This is a genomic window from Desulfofundulus thermocisternus DSM 10259 (assembly GCF_000686645.1).
GTDB lineage: Bacteria > Bacillota > Desulfotomaculia > Desulfotomaculales > Desulfovirgulaceae > Desulfofundulus > Desulfofundulus australicus.
The window spans coordinates 20,341-38,794 of sequence record NZ_JMLG01000007.1 but is presented as its reverse complement, the minus strand read 5'-3'; the positions used below and the strand labels follow the sequence as shown (position 1 = coordinate 38,794).

At 56.7% G+C, this 18,454-nt stretch carries 15 protein-coding genes, 1 tRNA gene and 1 riboswitch; of the genes, 15 read left to right on the top strand and 1 reads right to left on the bottom strand.

Going from position 1 to position 18,454, the window contains the following annotated elements:
• Nucleotides 1–50: 50 nt before the first annotated feature.
• The 8 genes from groL to BR83_RS16935 all read left to right on the top strand — a co-directional run bounded on the left by groL (nt 51) and on the right by BR83_RS16935 (nt 7,016).
• Nucleotides 51–1,670, top strand: coding sequence for a chaperonin GroEL (gene groL, locus BR83_RS0107670; protein WP_027356594.1), 1,620 nt, complete (start codon nt 51–53; stop codon nt 1,668–1,670).
• A 98-nt stretch (nt 1,671–1,768) separates the two neighbouring features.
• Nucleotides 1,769–1,991: riboswitch (cobalamin riboswitch) on the top strand.
• A gap of 369 nt (nt 1,992–2,360) precedes the next feature.
• Complete coding sequence (locus BR83_RS0107665) at nt 2,361–3,110, top strand: energy-coupling factor ABC transporter permease (RefSeq protein ID WP_027356593.1); 750 nt, start codon at nt 2,361–2,363, stop codon at nt 3,108–3,110.
• Nucleotides 3,107–3,445: an energy-coupling factor ABC transporter substrate-binding protein gene (locus BR83_RS15340; RefSeq protein WP_051618019.1), complete on the top strand. Its 339-nt coding sequence runs from the start codon at nt 3,107–3,109 to the stop codon at nt 3,443–3,445. The genes BR83_RS0107665 and BR83_RS15340 overlap by 4 nt, the downstream gene beginning before the upstream one ends.
• Entirely contained in the window at nt 3,432–4,214 is a 783-nt protein-coding gene (cbiQ, locus tag BR83_RS0107655) for a cobalt ECF transporter T component CbiQ (RefSeq protein ID WP_027356592.1), read from the top strand. Before BR83_RS15340 ends, cbiQ begins: the two co-directional genes overlap by 14 nt.
• Nucleotides 4,211–5,101, top strand: a complete 891-nt coding sequence (locus BR83_RS15335; protein ID WP_034634731.1) for an energy-coupling factor ABC transporter ATP-binding protein — start codon at nt 4,211–4,213, stop codon at nt 5,099–5,101. The genes cbiQ and BR83_RS15335 overlap by 4 nt, the downstream gene beginning before the upstream one ends.
• Before the next feature lie 55 nt (nt 5,102–5,156).
• Nucleotides 5,157–6,104 (top strand): L-lactate dehydrogenase, encoded by a 948-nt coding sequence (locus BR83_RS0107645; RefSeq protein WP_027356591.1) that lies wholly within the window; start codon nt 5,157–5,159, stop codon nt 6,102–6,104.
• 68 nt (nt 6,105–6,172) lie between these two features.
• Nucleotides 6,173–6,250 (top strand) — tRNA-Arg (locus BR83_RS0107640).
• A gap of 616 nt (nt 6,251–6,866) precedes the next feature.
• Entirely contained in the window at nt 6,867–7,016 is a 150-nt protein-coding gene (locus BR83_RS16935) for a CopG family antitoxin (protein WP_114679205.1), read from the top strand.
• 24 nt (nt 7,017–7,040) lie between these two features.
• Here BR83_RS16935 and BR83_RS15330 read toward each other — a convergent pair whose 3' ends face one another.
• Nucleotides 7,041–7,958 (bottom strand): helix-turn-helix domain-containing protein, encoded by a 918-nt coding sequence (locus BR83_RS15330; RefSeq protein WP_034634729.1) that lies wholly within the window; start codon nt 7,956–7,958, stop codon nt 7,041–7,043.
• Between the two features lie 565 nt (nt 7,959–8,523).
• Between BR83_RS15330 and BR83_RS17175 the strand changes: the two genes are divergently transcribed.
• The 7 genes from BR83_RS17175 (at nt 8,524) to BR83_RS0107570 (ending at nt 18,425) form a co-directional block, all read left to right on the top strand.
• Nucleotides 8,524–8,667: a hypothetical protein gene (locus BR83_RS17175; protein ID WP_157832979.1), complete on the top strand. Its 144-nt coding sequence runs from the start codon at nt 8,524–8,526 to the stop codon at nt 8,665–8,667.
• A 45-nt stretch (nt 8,668–8,712) separates the two neighbouring features.
• Nucleotides 8,713–9,531: a hypothetical protein gene (locus BR83_RS17170; RefSeq protein ID WP_157832978.1), complete on the top strand. Its 819-nt coding sequence runs from the start codon at nt 8,713–8,715 to the stop codon at nt 9,529–9,531.
• Nucleotides 9,532–9,741: 210 nt separating this feature from the next.
• Nucleotides 9,742–10,701, top strand: coding sequence for a hypothetical protein (locus BR83_RS0107595; protein WP_157832977.1), 960 nt, complete (start codon nt 9,742–9,744; stop codon nt 10,699–10,701).
• 383 nt (nt 10,702–11,084) lie between these two features.
• Nucleotides 11,085–12,404 (top strand): DnaB-like helicase C-terminal domain-containing protein, encoded by a 1,320-nt coding sequence (locus tag BR83_RS0107590; RefSeq protein WP_027356588.1) that lies wholly within the window; start codon nt 11,085–11,087, stop codon nt 12,402–12,404.
• A gap of 44 nt (nt 12,405–12,448) precedes the next feature.
• Nucleotides 12,449–14,038 carry a bifunctional DNA primase/polymerase gene (locus tag BR83_RS16385; RefSeq protein ID WP_051618017.1) on the top strand — a complete coding sequence of 530 codons (1,590 nt, stop codon included), beginning with the start codon at nt 12,449–12,451 and terminating at the stop codon, nt 14,036–14,038.
• 44 nt (nt 14,039–14,082) lie between these two features.
• A complete protein-coding gene (locus BR83_RS0107580) occupies nt 14,083–14,469 on the top strand; it encodes a helix-turn-helix domain-containing protein (protein ID WP_084327103.1) in 387 nt (128 codons plus the stop codon).
• Nucleotides 14,470–14,789: 320 nt separating this feature from the next.
• Nucleotides 14,790–18,425 (top strand): Ig-like domain-containing protein, encoded by a 3,636-nt coding sequence (locus BR83_RS0107570; RefSeq protein WP_162164753.1) that lies wholly within the window; start codon nt 14,790–14,792, stop codon nt 18,423–18,425.
• The last annotated feature ends 29 nt before the right edge of the window (nt 18,426–18,454 follow it).

Sequence of the window (18,454 nt, the reverse complement as noted above, 5' to 3'; positions counted from 1 at the left end):
GGTGTAAGGAGACATAATTAAACATCTGATATCTGAGGAGGTCGAGGAAATTGGCTGGTAAAGAGATTATTTTCCGGGAAGAAGCACGCCGTGCCCTGGAGAGGGGCGTTAATGCCCTGGCCGAAGCGGTACGGGTTACCCTGGGACCAAAAGGCCGTAACGTGGTGCTGGAGAAAAAGTTTGGTTCTCCCATGATCACCAATGACGGTGTGACCATCGCCCGGGAAATTGAATTAACCGATCCCTTTGAAAATATGGGCGCCCAGCTGGTTAAAGAAGTGGCCACCAAGACCAACGACGTGGCCGGCGATGGTACCACCACCGCTACCGTGCTGGCCCAGGCCATTGTCCGGGAAGGCTTGAAGAACGTGGCTGCCGGAGCCAACCCGATGATTATCAAGCGGGGCATTGAAAAAGCGGTGGAAAAAGCCGTGGAGGCCATCAAGGCTGCTGCTAAACCTGTGGAAAGCAAGGCGGCCATCGCTCAGGTAGCTTCCATATCGGCCAACGATCCGTCCATCGGCGAATTGATCTCTGAAGCCATGGAAAAGGTGGGCAAGGACGGAGTAATTACCGTCGAGGAATCCAAGGGTATCGGCACCACCCTGGAAGTGGTGGAAGGGATGAATTTCGACCGGGGTTACATATCCCCATACATGGTTACCGATACCGAGAAAATGGAGGCTATCCTCAACGATCCCTACATCCTCATTACTGACCGGAAGATCAGCGCCGTGGCCGATCTGCTGCCCATCCTGGAAAGGATCGTGCAGGCGGGCAAGCCGCTGCTGATTATTGCCGAGGATGTGGAAGGTGAGGCCCTGGCCACCCTGGTGCTGAACAAGCTGCGCGGTACCCTGTCCTGTGTGGCCGTCAAAGCCCCCGGTTTCGGTGACCGGCGCAAGGCCATGCTGGAGGATATCGCCATCCTCACCGGCGGTACCGTAATCAGCGAGGAGCTGGGCCTCAAGCTGGACAAGGCTACTATCGACATGCTGGGCCGGGCTTCCAAGGTCCGGGTGAAGAAGGAAGAGACCATTATTGTCGGCGGTGCCGGCTCCCAGGACAAGATCAACGCCCGCATTGCTTCCATTAAGAAGCAAATTGAAGAAACAACCTCCGACTTTGACCGGGAGAAACTGCAGGAGCGCCTGGCCAAGCTGGCGGGCGGCGTAGCGGTCATCCAGGTTGGTGCGGCTACGGAAACTGAAATGAAAGAGAAGAAGCTGCGCATTGAGGACGCCCTGAACGCCACCCGGGCCGCCGTGGAAGAAGGTATTGTTTCCGGCGGTGGTGTGGCTTACGTGGCGGCTATTAAGGCCCTGGATAACATTGAAACCAGCAGCCTGGACGAGAAGACCGGGGTGGACATTGTGCGCCGGGCTCTGGAAGAACCGCTGCGGCAGATTGCCAACAATGCCGGTGCGGAAGGCTCTGTGGTGGTGGAGAAGGTCAAGGCCCTTCCCGATGGCATGGGCTTCAACGCTCTGACCGGCGAGTATGTGAATATGATCGAAGCCGGTATTGTGGACCCGGCCAAGGTAACCCGTTCCGCCCTGCAGAACGCTGCCTCCATTGCCGCCATGATCCTGACTACCGAAACCCTGGTGGCGGAGAAGCCGGAGAAAGAGAAAGACACCGGTATGGGCGGCGGAATGCCTCCCATGTAATAACCGGGAAAATAAGCGGTCCTGCCTTGAAAGGCAGGGCCATTTCATTTTTCCAGCATCCTTCTGGACAGCATATACCTGTTGTGTTATAATTTAGGCAATTGAATAATTGAACGGGTGCTCCCTTTTTCAAGGGATAGAGGGAAGTCAGTGCAAATCTGACGCGGTGCCGCCACTGTGAATGGGGAGCTGGCCACACAATGCCACTGGTCGGGCACTTGCAGTGACCGGTTAGCAGTTGCTGGTGGGTGTCCGGTTGGGAAGGCGTGGTTAAAGCGATGATCCATGAGCCAGGAAACCTGCCCGTTCCATTTCACCGTTTGTACCTACGGTCCATGGGGAGGTGAAAGAGTTAAAGACGGCGTTTTCACCCCTGCACCCGGACTAGCAGGGGTTATTAATTTTCCTATTAATTTTCCATTTATATACCGGGAATAGGTGCTTTATCCCGAGGGATAAAGCTTAAAGGGTTACCAGTCCACTGCCCGGAGAGCCTCTTCAATTAGGTGACTTGGAGGGGCCATGATCCGTGGGCAGCCAGGGGCATGCCTATTCCACTCCTCTATCCTGAACCGGGGGAGCGGTGCAGCATGTCCTTTTTGTGTTTGTAACCCCCGGAAGTGATCCGGGGGTTTTCATGTACCGGTTGGACGCCTGTTAAACGGTTACCTTGCTACGGGAGGGATGCTGATGAAAGAGCGGACATGTACCCTTATATTTGCCCTTCTCCTGCTCCTCTGCTTTCCCCAGCAAAATGCCTGGGCTATGCACATAATGGAGGGATTTCTTCCCTTAAAATGGAGCCTGTTCTGGTATGTCCTGACCCTGCCTTTCTTCATTGCCGGCCTGCTGTCCATCCAGAGGGCCGTAAAGGTCGATCCGGGGGTAAAAATGCTCCTGGGGCTGGCCGGTGCCTTTGCTTTTGTGCTTTCAGCGTTGAAACTTCCTTCCGTTACCGGCAGCTGTTCTCACCCCACCGGAGTGGGTCTGGGAGCCATACTTTTTGGTCCCTGGGTAATGTGTGTTCTTGGCTTCATTGTGCTGCTCTTTCAGGCGGTCCTGCTGGCCCATGGGGGCCTGACCACGCTGGGGGCCAACACCTTTTCCATGGCGGTGGTCGGCCCGCTGGTGGCCTGTGCCATATACCGGTTGGGGGAGAGGCTGTCTTTACCCCGCTGGCTGTCGGTGTTTCTGGCCGCCTTTTTGGGCGATCTCCTGACCTATGTTACCACCTCCGTACAGCTGGCCCTGGCTTTTCCCGCCCCTGACGGGGGAGTAATGGCAGCCATGGTCAAGTTTATGGGCATCTTTGCCATAACCCAGGTGCCGCTGGCTGTCAGCGAGGGGATCCTGACCATTATTGTTTTTAACTTTCTGCTGGCCCATAACCGCCAGGAACTGGAACAGTTGCGAGTTTTATCCCGGGGGGTGTGGAGATGAAAGCCGGTTTAAAGAACCTGCTGTTGATTCTGGTTGTTCTGGCTCTGGCTGTTTTTCCTCTCCTGGTAAATAAAAATGCTGAATTTGGAGGGGCCGATGAGCAGGCCGAAGAGGTAATTGGAGAACTGCAGCCGGATTACCAGCCCTGGTTCGAATCCGTATGGGAGCCGCCCAGCGGGGAAATTGAAAGCCTGCTTTTTGCCCTGCAGGCAGCGCTGGGCGCCGGATTTATCGGCTATTTCATCGGATTCTACCGGGGCCGCAGGGAACAGGGTACCGGGCAGGAACGCCGGCGGGGAACGATAAAAGAGAGGGATGCCGTTGTTCAGGATTGACCAGTATGCTTATACCAGCAGCCTGCGCCATGTGCACCCCGGTGAAAAATTTGCCTTTGCCATCCTGACCATGGGTATCTGTCTGGCAGCATCAACCATCCTGGTACCACTGCTGGTTACCTGCCTGGCGGCGGCAGCAGTAATCATGGTTGCCCGCGTACCGGCTCGCTTTTACTTCCGGCTGCTGTTCCTTCCCCTGGGTTTCCTGGTGGCCGGCCTGCTGGCCGTTACCCTGACCATCTCCCGGGGGGCCGATCCCGCTGTTTACGGGCTTGTTATCGGAGGGGTTACCCTGGGAGTGACCGGGCCCGCTTTAAATCAAGCAGCCCTGATTTTTACCAAGTCCCTGGGGGCGGTATCCTGCCTGTACTTTTTATCCCTGACTACCCCCATGGTGGAGATTATCTCCATCCTGCACCGGCTGAGGGTGCCCGCCCTGCTGGTGGAGATGATGGGTCTGATCTACCGTTTTATCTTCGTAATCATGGAAACGGCCGGGATGATGTATGTTTCCCAGGGTTCCCGCTGCGGTTATGCCGGCATCAGGGTTTCTTTCCGCTCAATGGCCCAGCTGGTGGCCAACTTATTTGCCCGGTCATACCACCGTTCCCGGGCCCTTTATACCGCCCTGCTGGCCAGGGGCTATACAGGGGAGATAAGGATGTGGGAGGAACCCCGCCCGGTTTCCGCAAAGAACCTGGTCCTGATTGCCCTGGTGGATTTAACCCTGCTGGTTCTGGTCCTGGTGACCTGGAGGTGGCCTGTTTGAAGGAAAATATACTGGAAGCCCGGGATGTTCATTTTACCTATTCCGATGGAACGGCTGCCCTGCGGGGAGCTACAATGGCCATTGAAAGAGGAAAAAAAATAGCTGTGCTGGGCTCCAACGGGGCCGGTAAAACTACTATTTTCTTGCATTTCAATGGTATACTGCGTCCCGGGAGGGGGCAGGTGCTGTTTAACGGACGGCCGGTGCGCTATGATCATCGCTCATTGATGGAGCTGCGCAGGAACGTGGGGATCGTTTTTCAGGACCCCGATATGCAGCTTTTTTCGGCCAGTGTGGTCCAGGAGATTGCTTTTGGCCCGCTGAACCTGGGTTTGTCCCGGGAGGAAGTGTTACGCCGGGTGGAAGCGGCTATGGAGGCCACGGAGATTACCGGCCTGAAGGATAAGCCCACCCACCTGCTGAGTTACGGCCAGAAGAAACGGGTTTGTCTTGCCGGTGTCCTGGCCATGGAACCGCAGGTGTTGATCTGTGATGAACCCACGGCCGGCCTGGACCCGCTGCATGCCGGCCAGGTAATGGAACTTTTCGACCGGATCAACCGGCAGGGTGCTACAGTGGTCCTGGCCACCCATGATGTGGACCTGGCCTACTCATGGGCTGACTATGTCTATGTGATGAGCTGCGGTACCGTTGTGGGAGAAGGGCTGCCCGGTGAAGTATTTTGTAACGAACAGCTTTTGCGGCAGAGTGATCTGTCCCGTCCCTGGCTGGTGGAGGTTTTTGAACAGCTGAGCCGCAAGGGATGGCTGCCCGAAGGTTTACCCCTCCCCCGGACCAAAGAGCAGCTTTTTAATTACCTCCAGGAGGTAAAGGGAAATAACGTTCCGGGAAAACCGGCTGTGGTGTATCTCTTTCCCCGGGGGTAATTTTTTTTAGTAATTTTTTAAAAGGGAGGGGAAAATAAAGGGGGGAGGGGGAAAAATGCCTGTAGATGACAAGCGTAAAATAGCCGTGGTGGGGGTAGGTGCTGTTGGTTCCGCCACCGCTTACGCGGTGATGATCAGCGGCCTGGTCAGTGAGCTGGTGCTGGTGGATATCAACCGGGAACGGGCTGAAGGGGAGGCCATGGATCTGGCCCACGGCGCTTCGTTTATCAAGCCCATCCGCATTTACGCCGGCGAATATAAGGACTGCCGTGATGCCGATATTGTTATCTTTTGCGCCGGGGCCAACCAGAAACCCGGCGAGACACGGCTGGATCTGGTGCAGCGAAATTTTGCTGTCCTCAAAGATGTCCTTGAACACCTCATGCCGTTGAAGGATGACGGCATCCTGCTGATGGTTAGCAACCCGGTGGATATCCTCACCTACGCGGCACTGCGCTTGACCCACCTGCCTCCGGCGCAGGTCATCGGTTCCGGTACAGTTCTGGACAGTTCCCGGTTCCGCTATCTGCTCAGCCAGTACTGCCAGGTGGAGCCCAGGAATATTCACGCCTATGTGGTGGGCGAGCACGGTGATACGGAGGTGCCCCTCTGGAGCCTGGCCAATATTGCCGGTATGCCGGTGCAGGAGTTCTGCTGCTGGCGCGGTGTTCCCTGCCTGGATCCGGAGGAAATCAGCCGCCGGGTGCGAGAAGCGGCTTACGAGGTCATCGCACGCAAGGGGGCCACTTATTATGCCATTGGCCTGGCGGTAAAACGGATCTGCGAGAGCATCTTGCGGGACGAAAATTCCATCCTCACGGTATCGGGCCTGGTGGATGGCGAATACGGGATCGCCGGTGTTTGTCTCAGCCTTCCTTCCATTGTCAACCGGAAGGGCCGGGCCCGGGTGCTGGCCGTGCCCCTGGCTGCCCGGGAGGAAGAAGCCCTGCACCACTCTGCCCGGACCCTGCAGTCGATTATTGCGCAGCTGGATTTGCCCTGAAGCTCCAAGAAATTTACTATTGCTTTTTTTTGAGGTTTTGGTATAATATCTTGTGCAGTTATTTATATGCGCCTGTAGCTCAGAGGATAGAGCGCCGGCCTCCGGAGCCGGGTCTTGCGCAGGTTCGATTCCTGCCAGGCGCACCAGGATAAAACCCGCAGGCCCAGTTAAATCAAGGGCTTGCGGGTTTTTAAATTTTCCGGGGGAGGGCCGGGGGCGGCTTCGTAGGGTTCCCCTAAAACCCGCATGTTTCCTGGGGTTGCCGGAAGGAAAAACCTGGTGTGTCAGACAAAAATTCAGACAAACAAAAACGGAGATTTAGGGAGCTTTAGGGAGAAATCGGGCGTAAGATTGAGTGCAGAGGGGCAAGAGTCCCGCCCGCGGCCTTTTGGGAGCCGTGGGCGGGTCTTTTGTCTTTGGGGCCGGGGTGGGCCGAAAAAGAGCAGCGGACAGGGCAAAACGGACACCGGAACGGGCAGGCAGGGGCGGCGGTCGTGGTGAAAACGGCCGGGCCGGAGACCGGGCATGGTTGAGTTAAAACCGGTCCCGGTTGGCCCAAAAACAGGCCCGGTTTGGTCAAAACAGGGGGTGGGTTGGGCCAAAAACCGCCCCGGTTGCACGAAAAAGGTGGGGTAGTGGTCGGAAGGGACGGCCCTGCCCGGCAGAAAACCCCGCTGGCCGTACCCGCGAAAGGGCGGCTGGCGGGGGTTTTGTCTTTAAGGGGGTGACCCCGGACCAAAATTACGAAAGGAGAGTGATTGTATGCGGAAGCTGAAGCACGAAAACAAAAAGTTAGTAACGGTACGCCTGGAACCCAGCCTGGTTGCAGCACTAAAAAAGTTAGCACATAAAAAAGGTATGAAGTACCAGGCGGTGATGAGAGAAATTCTCTGGAAAGCCGTAAATGAATAAAGCCCGCCAAACAGCGGGCTTTGTTCATTTTACCAGGTTCAGGATTTTAGCAAGAAGAGTATCAACCTTATTCCTGGGGACAGTAATAGTAATTGACGCTTTATCACCTGAAATGCTTGTGCTTATGTTTATCTCAGATATCTCACTCACATTATTATCATTAACGTTCAAATTAGCGTCTAAGACTTCTTCTTCAGTAATAGCAGTTTTGCTTTGTTTTTCGCAAGTTGAAACAAAAAAATCCTGAAACACTTTTGGAAAACTAAAGTTACTTATATCTGTTTTTAATTCTTTAAAGCGTTTTAGTGTATCAGAAAAAGCTTTTGAATATATAGATAATAACTTAGCAAAAAGAGGTGCGTAAGACTTATTAAAGAATGGAGCAGGAATACAGTCGAATAGATAATAAAGTAGGTCAACGCCAACTGAAACCATATTTTCATGTTTAATAAATTCTTCGATACCACTTAAAATCACACCGCCTGTTTGCGGGGTCATGTGACCATCATGCATCCGTAATGTAAGCAGTTTGACCCATTTGTATCCATCACCCTCACTTTTAAAATATTCATCACGTAGCTCTTTTGACAAGAAGCTGGCTACAAAAGCATCCACATTATTAACCTGGAAGTATTCTGCAAACTGAGTTAGAACATCGGCTACAAATGAAATATCATTATGGACTTGCAACAAAGCTGTTCTTACCTGGAATTTAAATGGGCCATCCTTAAACAATCCAGTTTTTACGAACAAATATGAATACGAAACATCAAAGCCACGAGCTATTTTTTCAATAGTAGCAGGTTGGGGAACGACGTGGTGGTTTAAGATCAGTGACAAATATGACGGACTGATACCCAGCTGGCGCGCGGTACGGCGGAGCGACCAGCCCCGGTGTTTCATTCCTTGGTTGACAAAATCTGACAGAAATTTTTCAGACACGATTATCCCCTCCCTCGAAAATAATCGTCGGTCGTCAGTCGTCGGGGTAGTAGGAATTCGCTTTAGACGAATTCCAGATTGAACTTGCTTGATCGATTTTCATGATTAATGGAGAGAACGAACGTTCTCATGGAGAACTCCTTTGCAATCAATAGTATACAAAACAATACTGTACATGTCAATAGATTTTATACATATTTGTATTACATATACTTTAAAAACAGGCATTTTAACTTGACAAGCATTTTGACTTGACGGACAGTTTGACTTGATCTCATTAGGTATTTAGGGGCGATATTGAGAGTCAAGAATCAAAATTAAATAAAATTAAAAGAATAACAGATATAATTACGCAAGAACAATGATTGTAGAGCTATTTGACCAATAAATATGTATTTACTTTTCCGGGCGAATAAGGTATTATGACTGTGCAGGACAGTTTCGAACCCCTCAAACAAAAGAAGAAAGGAGGACTAAAAAAACAACCCCTGGCAAGGCAAGCACCGGCAAAAACGGAGCAGGCGAAAAACTGTCCACCCCTGAACCAAAACCACCGGGGGGCGTGGTGACGGCCACGGACGTTGGCCTGGTGACCCTGGCGGTATGGCCGGGGGTGGGACTGGAGCAGAAAACGCAAGACTTGCACGGGCTTGCCAGGGGTGACACATACATAGGCGGAAAGATAAAACTCACCGGCTTCGCCCGGTAAGAGCGAGCGGAACGACGAGAGATAAACGAGCCAGCCACAACAATAGTGTGGCAAAATCGAGCGGCCCGCAAGGGCCACCACCACCCGCCCGAGGTCAGCGGTGCGGCCAACGCCGGGGAAGGTGAAACATCGTTTCCAGGGAATGGAAGGGGAAGCGGAAGGTCTCCGTGGGGGCTGGACGCCGAGCTGGAAAGGAACTGGAAAAAGGAACGGACCCGAAACGGCGGCATACCCGGCGCACAAGAGCGGCGGACGGAAACGGGGGTGCGGGGAGAAGGTTTTTTAGAGGGGGTAGTAATATCCGGCCCATCATGGCGCACGCCTCCACGCGGCGGGCCGGGGGCGCCATCTGGCGGCGAAGTTGCGCGTATCAGTGAAGGGGGTATGTGTATGTTTGGCGGCATACCCAGGACAAGCAGGGATTTGCTTGCCCTGGCAAGGGACTGGGAAATCTGTGCCAGATACCTTGACGCTGAGGAAGTACAAGAGAGGAGGCGCGATATAATCAAGCGTGTCCATGCCGCCGGGGGCTATGACCTCGTCGGGTTATTTGCCAGGATGGTAGGAATCCCGAAAAAACAAGCCATCGCGCTTGCGCGCGCGCTTGCGCGGGTCGAACGCAAACAAACTCAAAATAAAAACAAGAAGGAAGTTGCGGAACTGGCCGAACACCTGTGCGGTTACGGCGGCGGCGAAGCGCGGTACCGGCGACGTGATACTTTATCTTTCCGGAGCTCTGACCTGGCGCCGCGCGGTTTTGCACGGAAAATGCGTCAGTTTTCTGCTGACGAGCACGGGGTTGTTGCCGCGCCTGTAATTCCTTTTATTCTGGCAGTTACTGGCATATTAAGCCTGTTATGGTAACCCGGCCCCGCCGGGTTTTTAGTTTTTTTTGGGGCTGGTTGAACGTCCCCGTGCTATTACCCCTCTTTCCTTTTTTTTCTCCCCGGCCTTCGGGCCGGGGGCTTTTTTGTCGGGGCCGCCTGTCTCCGGCGGCCCAAATCAAAGAAAGGCAGGTGTGAATATGGCACTCTGTATTTTGCCCGCGAGGCGGGCTAGCAAAGGAGGATGATCATGGATAAACATATTTTTATCGAGCGCAATTTTTCGCGAGAAGTGGGGCTATTTAGTCCACCTCGAAAAGAGGTGAAGCAAGCTATGATGAAGGAGTGGGTCGTAGACCAGGAGACAAATATTGCCAAAGAAGTAGATGTCGAGGTAGCCGGATACCGGGACGGGCAGCGGGTGGTGTACATTCCCACGGAGTTTATCCGCATTTTTTCAAACCTTCCCCATGCCCGGCTTGCCCTGGCCGCACTGACTACACTGTACCTCCGCGACCGGGGAAACCGGGAAAAAAGCAATAAAAACGAGAGCACAGAAATAAAAACCACCTTGGGCGAGTTGTGCCGTACGGTCGGACTTACCCCGAACGGCCCGCGCAGGATGCAGATGAAAGAAGCCCTGATCATCCTGCACCACGTGCGCTACCGTGGGCTGACCTTTTTTAATCAGGAAGTGCTCAACAAACATGGCAAACAAGTGAAAATTGAGGGGCGCCACGAAGTTATGACCATTCTGGTGCCCCACCTGGAGTTTCTGGATGCGGTGGTGGACGGCCACCGCCGGGATACCACAGTCGTTGCTCACCTTTGCCCTGCGCTTGCCCAGGCGCTGGACCTGGACGCTGCAAACAAAACGCGGATTCCTGTTGCCGCGTTACAAGCCACTTACGGTAACACGAAAGCCACCAGAGCCATGCAAAACGTGCTTTTCTGGCTTTCGGCGGTAACTCCAGAGAGACCGGGGACGCCGCTGCGTCCCAAGGTTGACACGTTGATTAACGATGTGATGAGAGCTGAAGAAAAGAAACGCAGTAAAAAAATCAAGCGATTAGAGCATATTTTAGACGTCCTACAGAAAACTAACGTTATCGCCTGGTGGAAGCTCGACGGTGAATACGTGGTGATTATGAAGAAACGTGACCAGGAAATTGCCAGTAGAAAGAAAAAAGAGCTTTCGACACCTAAATAAAACTATTTACAGTAATTACCATAGAACATATGTACCCTATTACCCAATAGGAACCGGATTGATACCCAATAGGAACCAGATTAGTACCCAATAGGAACGTTTTTAGTACCCAATAGGAACTTTCAAATCCTACAGCCCTACAGCCATAAGGCTTCCCGGTCCCCTATAAATACTTTTAAAGTCTTTTAAAGACTTTAAATAAGGGGCAATAGGGTCCCGCCCTTAACGGGCACCCTATTGCCCCTTATTTAAAACTAAAATATATTCCACTGCCAACCTGGTATATAACAAGAGTTGGCAATGTTTCTCCAAACACCCCTGAATAAGCCCGGTCCCTCAAAGGGCCGGGTGTTTTTCTTTTAAAAAAGGGGGTGTTTGGAGAAATGGAAAGCATTATAAAAACCACATTGGTCAATCCGGAGTTGGAAGCTCGCGTCCTCCGCGCCCTGGCCGCCGCCGGACCGGAGAAGTTTTGGGAGCTGGTGGACCTGTTACCGCCTGCGGCTTTCCCCACGCACCAGGCGGCTTATCAGGCCCTGGTAGACACTTTTACCGCCGATCGGCCAGCACCCGCCGACCTGGACCTGCCGGAAGCCAACATACCGCCCGGTTTTGACCTGGACGCGGCGGCGACAGAACTGGCAGAACTGGCCCGCAAACGCCTGGTGGCGGAAGCACTGGAACGGGCGTGGGCCGGAATCCCGACAAAGCCCGCCGCCGAAGTGATAGCCGAGCTTCAAGAGGCGGTCGCCAGGGCGGAGGCGGCGGTAAAGGAACTTTCGGCTGGCGGTGTGACGTTCGCCGCCGACATTTCCGCCGAGGTCCTGGGCTGGGTGCAGGAGTTTAGGACAGCTCGGGAAGCCACTGGCCGGGCGGTGATATACCCGCCTATCGGTATACCCGCGCTTGACCGGATGCTCTCCGGCATGGCCCCCGGCCTCTGGGCATTGTTGGGCGCACCGGGCACAGGTAAAACATTTTTTGCCATTCACTTGGTTGTCCAGTACCTGCGCCAGCCGAATACTGCGGTGTTGTACGTGACCTATGAGGAACCGGTGAATAGGTTAGTCCTGAAGTGCTGGTGCAATTTCGCCGGGCTGAAGTGGGATGACTACACTGCGGGGTACGGGGACTTTGCCGCTCTCCAGAAGGCCGCCCGCGACTTTGCGCCCCTGGGCGCACGCCTGGCCGTCCTGGAAGGGAACCAGAATACCACCACAGCCCACATCCGGGCAAAAGCGGCGGCGGTGAAGGCCCGGACGAAGGCGAACCACCTGATGGTGGTGGTGGATTATTTACAGCTAATGGCAAACACCGCCGCCGGAAGCGTGCAGGACCGGGCGTACCAGGACTCGGTCAGGCACCGGGTGGGCGCGGTGGTGGCAGGACTGCGGGAAATAGCGAACCGGCTGGACGCTACGGTGCTGGCGGTCAGTGCAATGAACCGTAGCAGTTATAAGGATGTCGGAACTCTGGCCGCCGCAAGAGAATCCAGTGACATAGAATATTCCGCGGATGTTTTTCTACGCTTGCAGGTAGGGGACCAGGGCGTGCCGCCGGGTGCCCCCAAACCTGTGGAGCTTCACGTCTTGAAAAACCGAAACACTGGACAGACCGGGGTGATACCCCTGGTGGCGCTGGTGTCGCAGTCCAGGTTTGGAGAGGCTACTGCCGGACCTGTCGGGGAAGATTGTCCGTTTTAATCCGGACGTTAAGCCCGGTCTTTTGTTTTTGTGGGGGTGGGAAAATGCTTGACATCGTCCTTTTCTATGCCGCCCGTGGCTGGAGCATTATCCCGCTCCAGCCACGCGGCAAACGCCCCGCCCTGGCTTCCTGGCAGGAGTACCAGTCCCGGCAGGCGACACCGGAAGAAATTACCGCCTGGTGGGATCGCTGGCCGGACGCAAACGTTGGAGTAGTTACTGGCCAGGTGTCTAACCTGGTTGTTTTGGATTTAGACGGTCTGGACGCCGTGAACTTTGCGAAACGGCACGGCGTACCGCTCACGGCCACGGTTGCAACCGGCAAGGGCTGGCACGTTTATTTCGCCCACCCCGGCCAGCCGGTGCAGAACGCCGCTGGCCTGGGCGGCGTGAAGGGCCTGGACGTGCGCGGCGACGGCGGCTATGTGGTGGCCCCGCCGTCAATTCACCCTTCCGGCCGGGTTTACCGGTGGGCGAAAGGCCGCTCCCCGGACGACCTGCCGCTTGCGCCGTGCCCGGCGTGGCTCCTGGAAATGCTGGCGAACCGGAACCGGGCGCAGGCGGTTGGTCCTGCCCAGGAACCCGGTTGGGTGGAAGCTCTTCTCCGGGGCGTCCCGGAAGGCCAGCGGGACGACGCCTGCACCCGGCTTGCCGGGCACTACCTGGGTAAGGGCCTACCGGAATCCGAGGTCCTGGCCCTGCTCCTGGCATGGAACCAGCGGAACCAACCGCCCCTGCCTGAAAACCAAATCGAAAAATGCGTCCGGTCCGTGGCCAGCCGGGAGGTGCGGAAGCCTGCCAGACCCAAAACGCAGGTACGGCCCTTCCGCCTGGATGGCCCGGTTTACGCGCCGGAAGGGTGGCGAACTCTAGTTATTTGCCGGAACTGGCAGGAAGCCCGGAAGCTGGCGGCGGCGGGCAACGCCGTGGTGGTGGCCCGGCGTGACGGAACCCTGCCGCCGGAAGCCGTTTCGCTGGTGGCGGCGGCAGAGGATGTAAAAATGGCAGGGTTTACAACGGAAGAAACTCGCCGCCTGGCGTGGGAGCTGTACCCGCTCCGGCTTATTCGGGCGGGGGCGGCCACGGAAGGGACGGCGGCGCTGAAGCCGGAGGCGAAGCCGGAACCGGCGGAAGAGGTAGCGGCAACTGAATCAAAACCGGCGCAGGAACCCGAACCTGCCGCCCCGCCGCCTGCCGAACCAGAACCCGACCCGGCCGCCAACCGCTTCACCCTGGAATGTTGGCTTAACGCCAACCGCCCCCGACCTGCTGGCCGCCGTCCGGCGGGCCGAGGCCCAGGCGAAGCCGCTTGGTGGGACGCTGAAGCCGGTTTCCCGGAAAAGCTCCGCGCCGCGGAAGCGGCCCTGGCCCAGGCCCTGGAAGCCGGGCGGCAGGCCATGCAGGAGGCCCTGGCCGGGACGGAGGCGGCGGATCGGGAGTTGGGATTTGAGAAAGTGGAAGAGATGTTTGGCGGGTTTGAACGTGTTTGGCAGTTATCGGACGCCCAGGCCGCCCGGCTGGAAGCGGTTTTCCAGGAGAAGGGGCCGGTGGTGGTGAGGACTGCTAAGAACTGGTATAGCGCCGGGGAATGGGCGGAGCGGCTGGCAGGGATAGATCATCACCAGCCAGGATGATTAACAGGATCAGGATGATTAAAGGGAAAGGGGTTTTTAATAAAATGGGCGATGACAAAGTAGTTTCAATATTCCATTTAAAAGAGAAAGCCACCTGCCGCGCCCGTGTAAGGGAAGAGGGCCTGCGGGCGCTGGACGCCGCGCTGGTCGAATTTCAGGAAAAGTTTTTAAACCTTGTCGACCCCGCCCGCCGCCGGGTGAAGGCGACTGTGTACGCCGCCAACCACGCCCGGGAGTGGGCTGAAGAAGGCGCCCGGCTCCAGGCCCTGCGAGAGCAGGCCGGGGTGAGCCGGACGGCCCTGGCGAAAGCCCTGGGGGTGTCGCCTGCCAGGATTGCTCGCCTGGAGGTGGGGTTGCCAGTGGTGGACGCGAAATTACTTAGGGCGGCGGTTATGATGTACCTTGAAAAAGGAAATAAGCCAGGATTATAAGGAGGGGTAGTATAATGCTAAAAAACAAAGGTTGCCAGTATAACTACAGATATTGTTTTGATGGGGATATGCGCACAACAAAATTAGCTTGCAGGTCGTGCCGGATTCCGCTGGAAAGGGTGATATTAGAAGCGAAGAAGCGGGAACAGGGGAGGTTAAAGTTGATTGTTACTTAGTGGTCGGGTCATCGCGCCCGGCCCTTTTATTTTTGGGAACCTTTTCCGGCCCCAATCTCTTCCGGCGGGAAGGGGGTGGAGTGCAGAGCCGGGCGGGGTATGGGGGAGGGGCCTGAAAAAACATTCAGGAGGGATGGTTTTGCTATGCGGAAACGTGTATTTGTCCTGTTTGCCGCGCTCACCCTGCTCCTGGTTTTTGCGGGCGCGGCGTTTGCGGCTGAACCTGCCAACTTAACCCTGACCGCCGACCCCGGTACGGTGCAGCCGGGCGGGACGTCCACCCTGGCTGCTGTGGTGGAGGACGTGTACGGCCAGCCCGTACCGGGCGTGCAGGTGGACTTCGCGGCTTCGGCGGAGCAGGTTGACCCGGCTTCGGTCGTGACCGGCCTTGCTGATGGCAAGGCCGTGACCACCTTCACGGCCCCGCAGGAACCCGGGGAAGTGACAGTGACGGCGCAGGTTTACGGCACGGCGCTGTCGGCCAGCACTACGGTGACGGTGCAGGCCCCGCAGCCCGAGCAGCCTGCGGACGCGCCGAAGATAGTCTCCACTGACCCGGCGGACGGGGCGGTGCTGCGCGAAGCCCCGGTGGCGATAACGGTAACGTTCGACCGCCCCGTTAGTGTGGCCGACGCTGCGAAGTTCGTTTTGACCGACGGCAGCGGGCAGGCTGTCCCGCTGTTTTCCGTGGAGGCGGTTGGCAGCGAGGTGCGCGTCGTTCCTTCGTCTTACCGCTACGGTGAGGCGTACACCTTTACGGTGCTTGCGGGAGCGGTAACGGACGGCGCGCGGGTGGGGCCGGACAAAGACTACAGCTTTAAATTCAGCATACTGGCCGTCAACCCGCAGATTGTCTCCACGTCCCCGGTTGACGGGCAGCGTGAAGTGCCTGTAGACGTGCAGGTGTACGTCGTGTTTGACCGTCCAGTAGTGCTGCTGGATCCGGCACGTGTGTATTTATTCGCTCGGGACGCCGGTCCAGTGCCTTGCGCCCCGTCGGTCGATCCGGTTGATGGCCGCGTGGTGCGATTTAACAATCAGCAGTTGCCTTCCCCTGATCAAGTAGGTGTGGTGATCGAACGCGGGGCGGTTGCCGATGCTGATTCGGCTGAGAACGTGATGGATTCCGATTTCACTATGGTTTTCTTTACCGTGGGATATGTAGAGTCGCTGCCGCAGTCCGGCGTGGCTTCCACAGATCCGGCAGATGGGACTGTAGGCGTTCCGGCGGACTCGAAAATCACCATACGCTTTGAGCGCCCCGCCCGCTCTTACGTGAGCGCAGGGATCAGCATCGCAGCCGACGGTACGCCGGTGGGTTTCACCGCCCGCATAGGAGAGGACGGCAGCCTGGTGCTGACGCCGGAGGGCTGGTTCCCCTTTGGAAGCACCGTGACCGTGAAACTGCTTGAGGGGTCTGTCCTGGGTGAAGGGGGTCCGTTAGATTACATTCTGACCCGCGACTACACCTTCAGCTTCACGGTTGCCGGGCCGCCTGAGACTCCGGTGGTTTACCCGCCCGACCCGCAGGACCCGCAGCCGGTGAGGGTATGGGTGACGGCGAGGCCGCCTAGTGTTTACCCGAATGAGACTGCCGCAGTGACCGTAAAAACGGATTACGTTTTCGCCCCGTCCACTTATTACGCGGGAGTACCTGTGAGCTTTACGGCTTCCAGCGGCACAGTCTCGCCTGCCGAAGCGGTGACGGACGAAAAAGGAGAAGCGCAAACGACATTTACGCCTGCCGACCAGCAGGCTTTGGTCATTGCCCGCGTCCCGTCCAAAGCGGTATCGACCGGTTTTGTAGAAGGCCGCGGTTTTGTTGATGTGGTAGGCGGGACCGGGTTTCAGGTGCCGGATATTACCGATTTAAACGGCCCTGGTGTTGTGCCGTCCGGCGGGACCGCCGAATACACGGTGCAGGTAATCAACGGTAAGGGGCTACGTTTAGTGTTCGCCGCTTCCGCGGGCCAAATAGACCCGCAGGAAGTGCTGATCGGGTCTGATTATGAAACGGTGTCGGTGCGCTTTACCGCTCCGCAGACCCCCAATCCGAATGTGACCCAGGATGTAGTCCTGGGGACATTTTTACAGAAAGCGGACAGCACGGTGGTGCGGCAAAACCTGCTTCCCGTACAGGTTCAGAATCTAGGGACGGTAACAGAAGGTCCGATATATCCGGCATATATGTATGTCGGTGAGACTTTCACGGATTCCGAGGTAAAGGTATATACCCCTTTCGGTCCTGTCCCTGGAGTGACAGTCACATGGGAAGCCGACAAAGGCGCTTGGGATAAGCGGGAAACCGTAACTAATGCGTTGGGGAAATCGCAAAACACTTACCATGCCCCCAGTGAGCCGGGTTACGTTCACTGGAAAGTTATCTTCCGGCTACCTAGTGGTGAAACCAGAACCCATACAGTAGAGGTAGGCATACAGGTTAGGGAGGGCCTGACACTCTTTGCCGAGACGCCTGTTTATGCGGGTAGCTCTGGGCGCGTGTGGGGCTTCCTCTATAACTCTGACGGCACTCCACGGGGTAACGCCCCGATCGCGCTGGCGCTGAGCGGCCCCGGTTCTTTGGCGGCAAACCAACTTATTACCGATGAACAGGGAAGGTTTGAGACCGTCTACCGAGCGCCGGAAACAGTGCAGGGGATCGTCTATGCGGACATAACCGCAGAAGGCGAATTCTTGTCCCTGGGAGGGACGCCCCAGAAAATGCAGAAAACCGCCCGGGTTGAAGTGCTGCCGTCTGTTCAACCCCCGCCGACCGGTGGCGGTTCCGGCGGCTCTTCGGGCGGCAGTCCCGGCGGCTCCAGCGGCGGCAGCACCGGCCAGACCGAAACCCCGCCCGTGGAAAACCTGCCGGAATCGGTGTTCGTCGCCAGGTGGCCGGGTCATATACCTTTAGTGGCGCAGGCCGCGAAGGTAGGCTACGCACCGGACGGCACGAAGCTGGAGAAGCCTGAGCCGGAGTTTACCGTGGACATCACCCGCACCGACCGCCTGGCCGAAGCCGAAGCGAAGGATTTGACGCCCAGGGTGTACTACTGGAACGATAAGTACCAGAAGTGGGTCGCCCTGGCTTCCTACCCGCAGGTGGACGGCAAGGCGGTCAAGGCACTCAACGACGGCGGCTACTCCGGTTGGGTGGCAGTTTTCGCGGTGAAACAACCGCATTTTACGGACGTATCCGGCCACTGGGCCGAGCCGGTCATCAACAGGATGAACGGCCTGGCGCTGGTGGAGGGGTACCCGAACCCGGAGGACCCGGCCAGCTTAGAACGCCCTGCTGGCCCGGATCGGGAGATAACCCGCGCGGAGTTTACCGCCGTTTTGACAAGGGCGCTCGGCGTTTTACCACAAGGAGAACAAAAGTTGTACGAAGTGCTGAAGCAGCCCACGCCCGAAGAGAAGGCCCGCATATTGGGCAACATGAAGGGCGTGCCCGGGTGGTGCCGGGACGCCCTGGCGACTGCCCTGGCCAGCGGGTTGGCGAAGGGCCGCATGCCGGGCGACTTCGCGGGTGACGAGCCTATCACCCGAATTGAGGCTGCCGTGATGGTCTCGAACGCCCTGGCGAAGATACCTGGCTACAAGCCCGCCGATTTGTCGCAGTTTAAAGACGCCGCCGACGTGCCCGAGTGGGCGAAGGCGGCGGTGAGTGACGGTGTGCTCTCCGGCTACCCGGACGGCAGCCTGAAGCCGAACGCGCACATCACCCGCGCGGAGGCGCTGACGACCCTGCTCCGCCTGCTGAGGGCTTTGGGCTGGTAACTGGTAATGCGGTGGCCCCGGTTCAATGC

What these genes read in the sequence shown, in the direction of transcription:
- BR83_RS0107665 (WP_027356593.1), top strand. Translation starts at nt 2,361, where the DNA reads ATGAAAGAGCGGACATGTACCCTTATATTTGCCCTTCTCCTGCTCCTC.
- BR83_RS15340 (WP_051618019.1), top strand. Translation starts at nt 3,107, where the DNA reads ATGAAAGCCGGTTTAAAGAACCTGCTGTTGATTCTGGTTGTTCTGGCT.
- BR83_RS0107645 (WP_027356591.1), top strand. Translation starts at nt 5,157, where the DNA reads ATGCCTGTAGATGACAAGCGTAAAATAGCCGTGGTGGGGGTAGGTGCT.
- BR83_RS16935 (WP_114679205.1), top strand. Translation starts at nt 6,867, where the DNA reads ATGCGGAAGCTGAAGCACGAAAACAAAAAGTTAGTAACGGTACGCCTG.
- BR83_RS0107595 (WP_157832977.1), top strand. Translation starts at nt 9,742, where the DNA reads ATGGATAAACATATTTTTATCGAGCGCAATTTTTCGCGAGAAGTGGGG.
- BR83_RS0107590 (WP_027356588.1), top strand. Translation starts at nt 11,085, where the DNA reads ATGGAAAGCATTATAAAAACCACATTGGTCAATCCGGAGTTGGAAGCT.
- BR83_RS16385 (WP_051618017.1), top strand. Translation starts at nt 12,449, where the DNA reads ATGCTTGACATCGTCCTTTTCTATGCCGCCCGTGGCTGGAGCATTATC.
- BR83_RS0107580 (WP_084327103.1), top strand. Translation starts at nt 14,083, where the DNA reads ATGGGCGATGACAAAGTAGTTTCAATATTCCATTTAAAAGAGAAAGCC.
- BR83_RS0107570 (WP_162164753.1), top strand. Translation starts at nt 14,790, where the DNA reads ATGCGGAAACGTGTATTTGTCCTGTTTGCCGCGCTCACCCTGCTCCTG.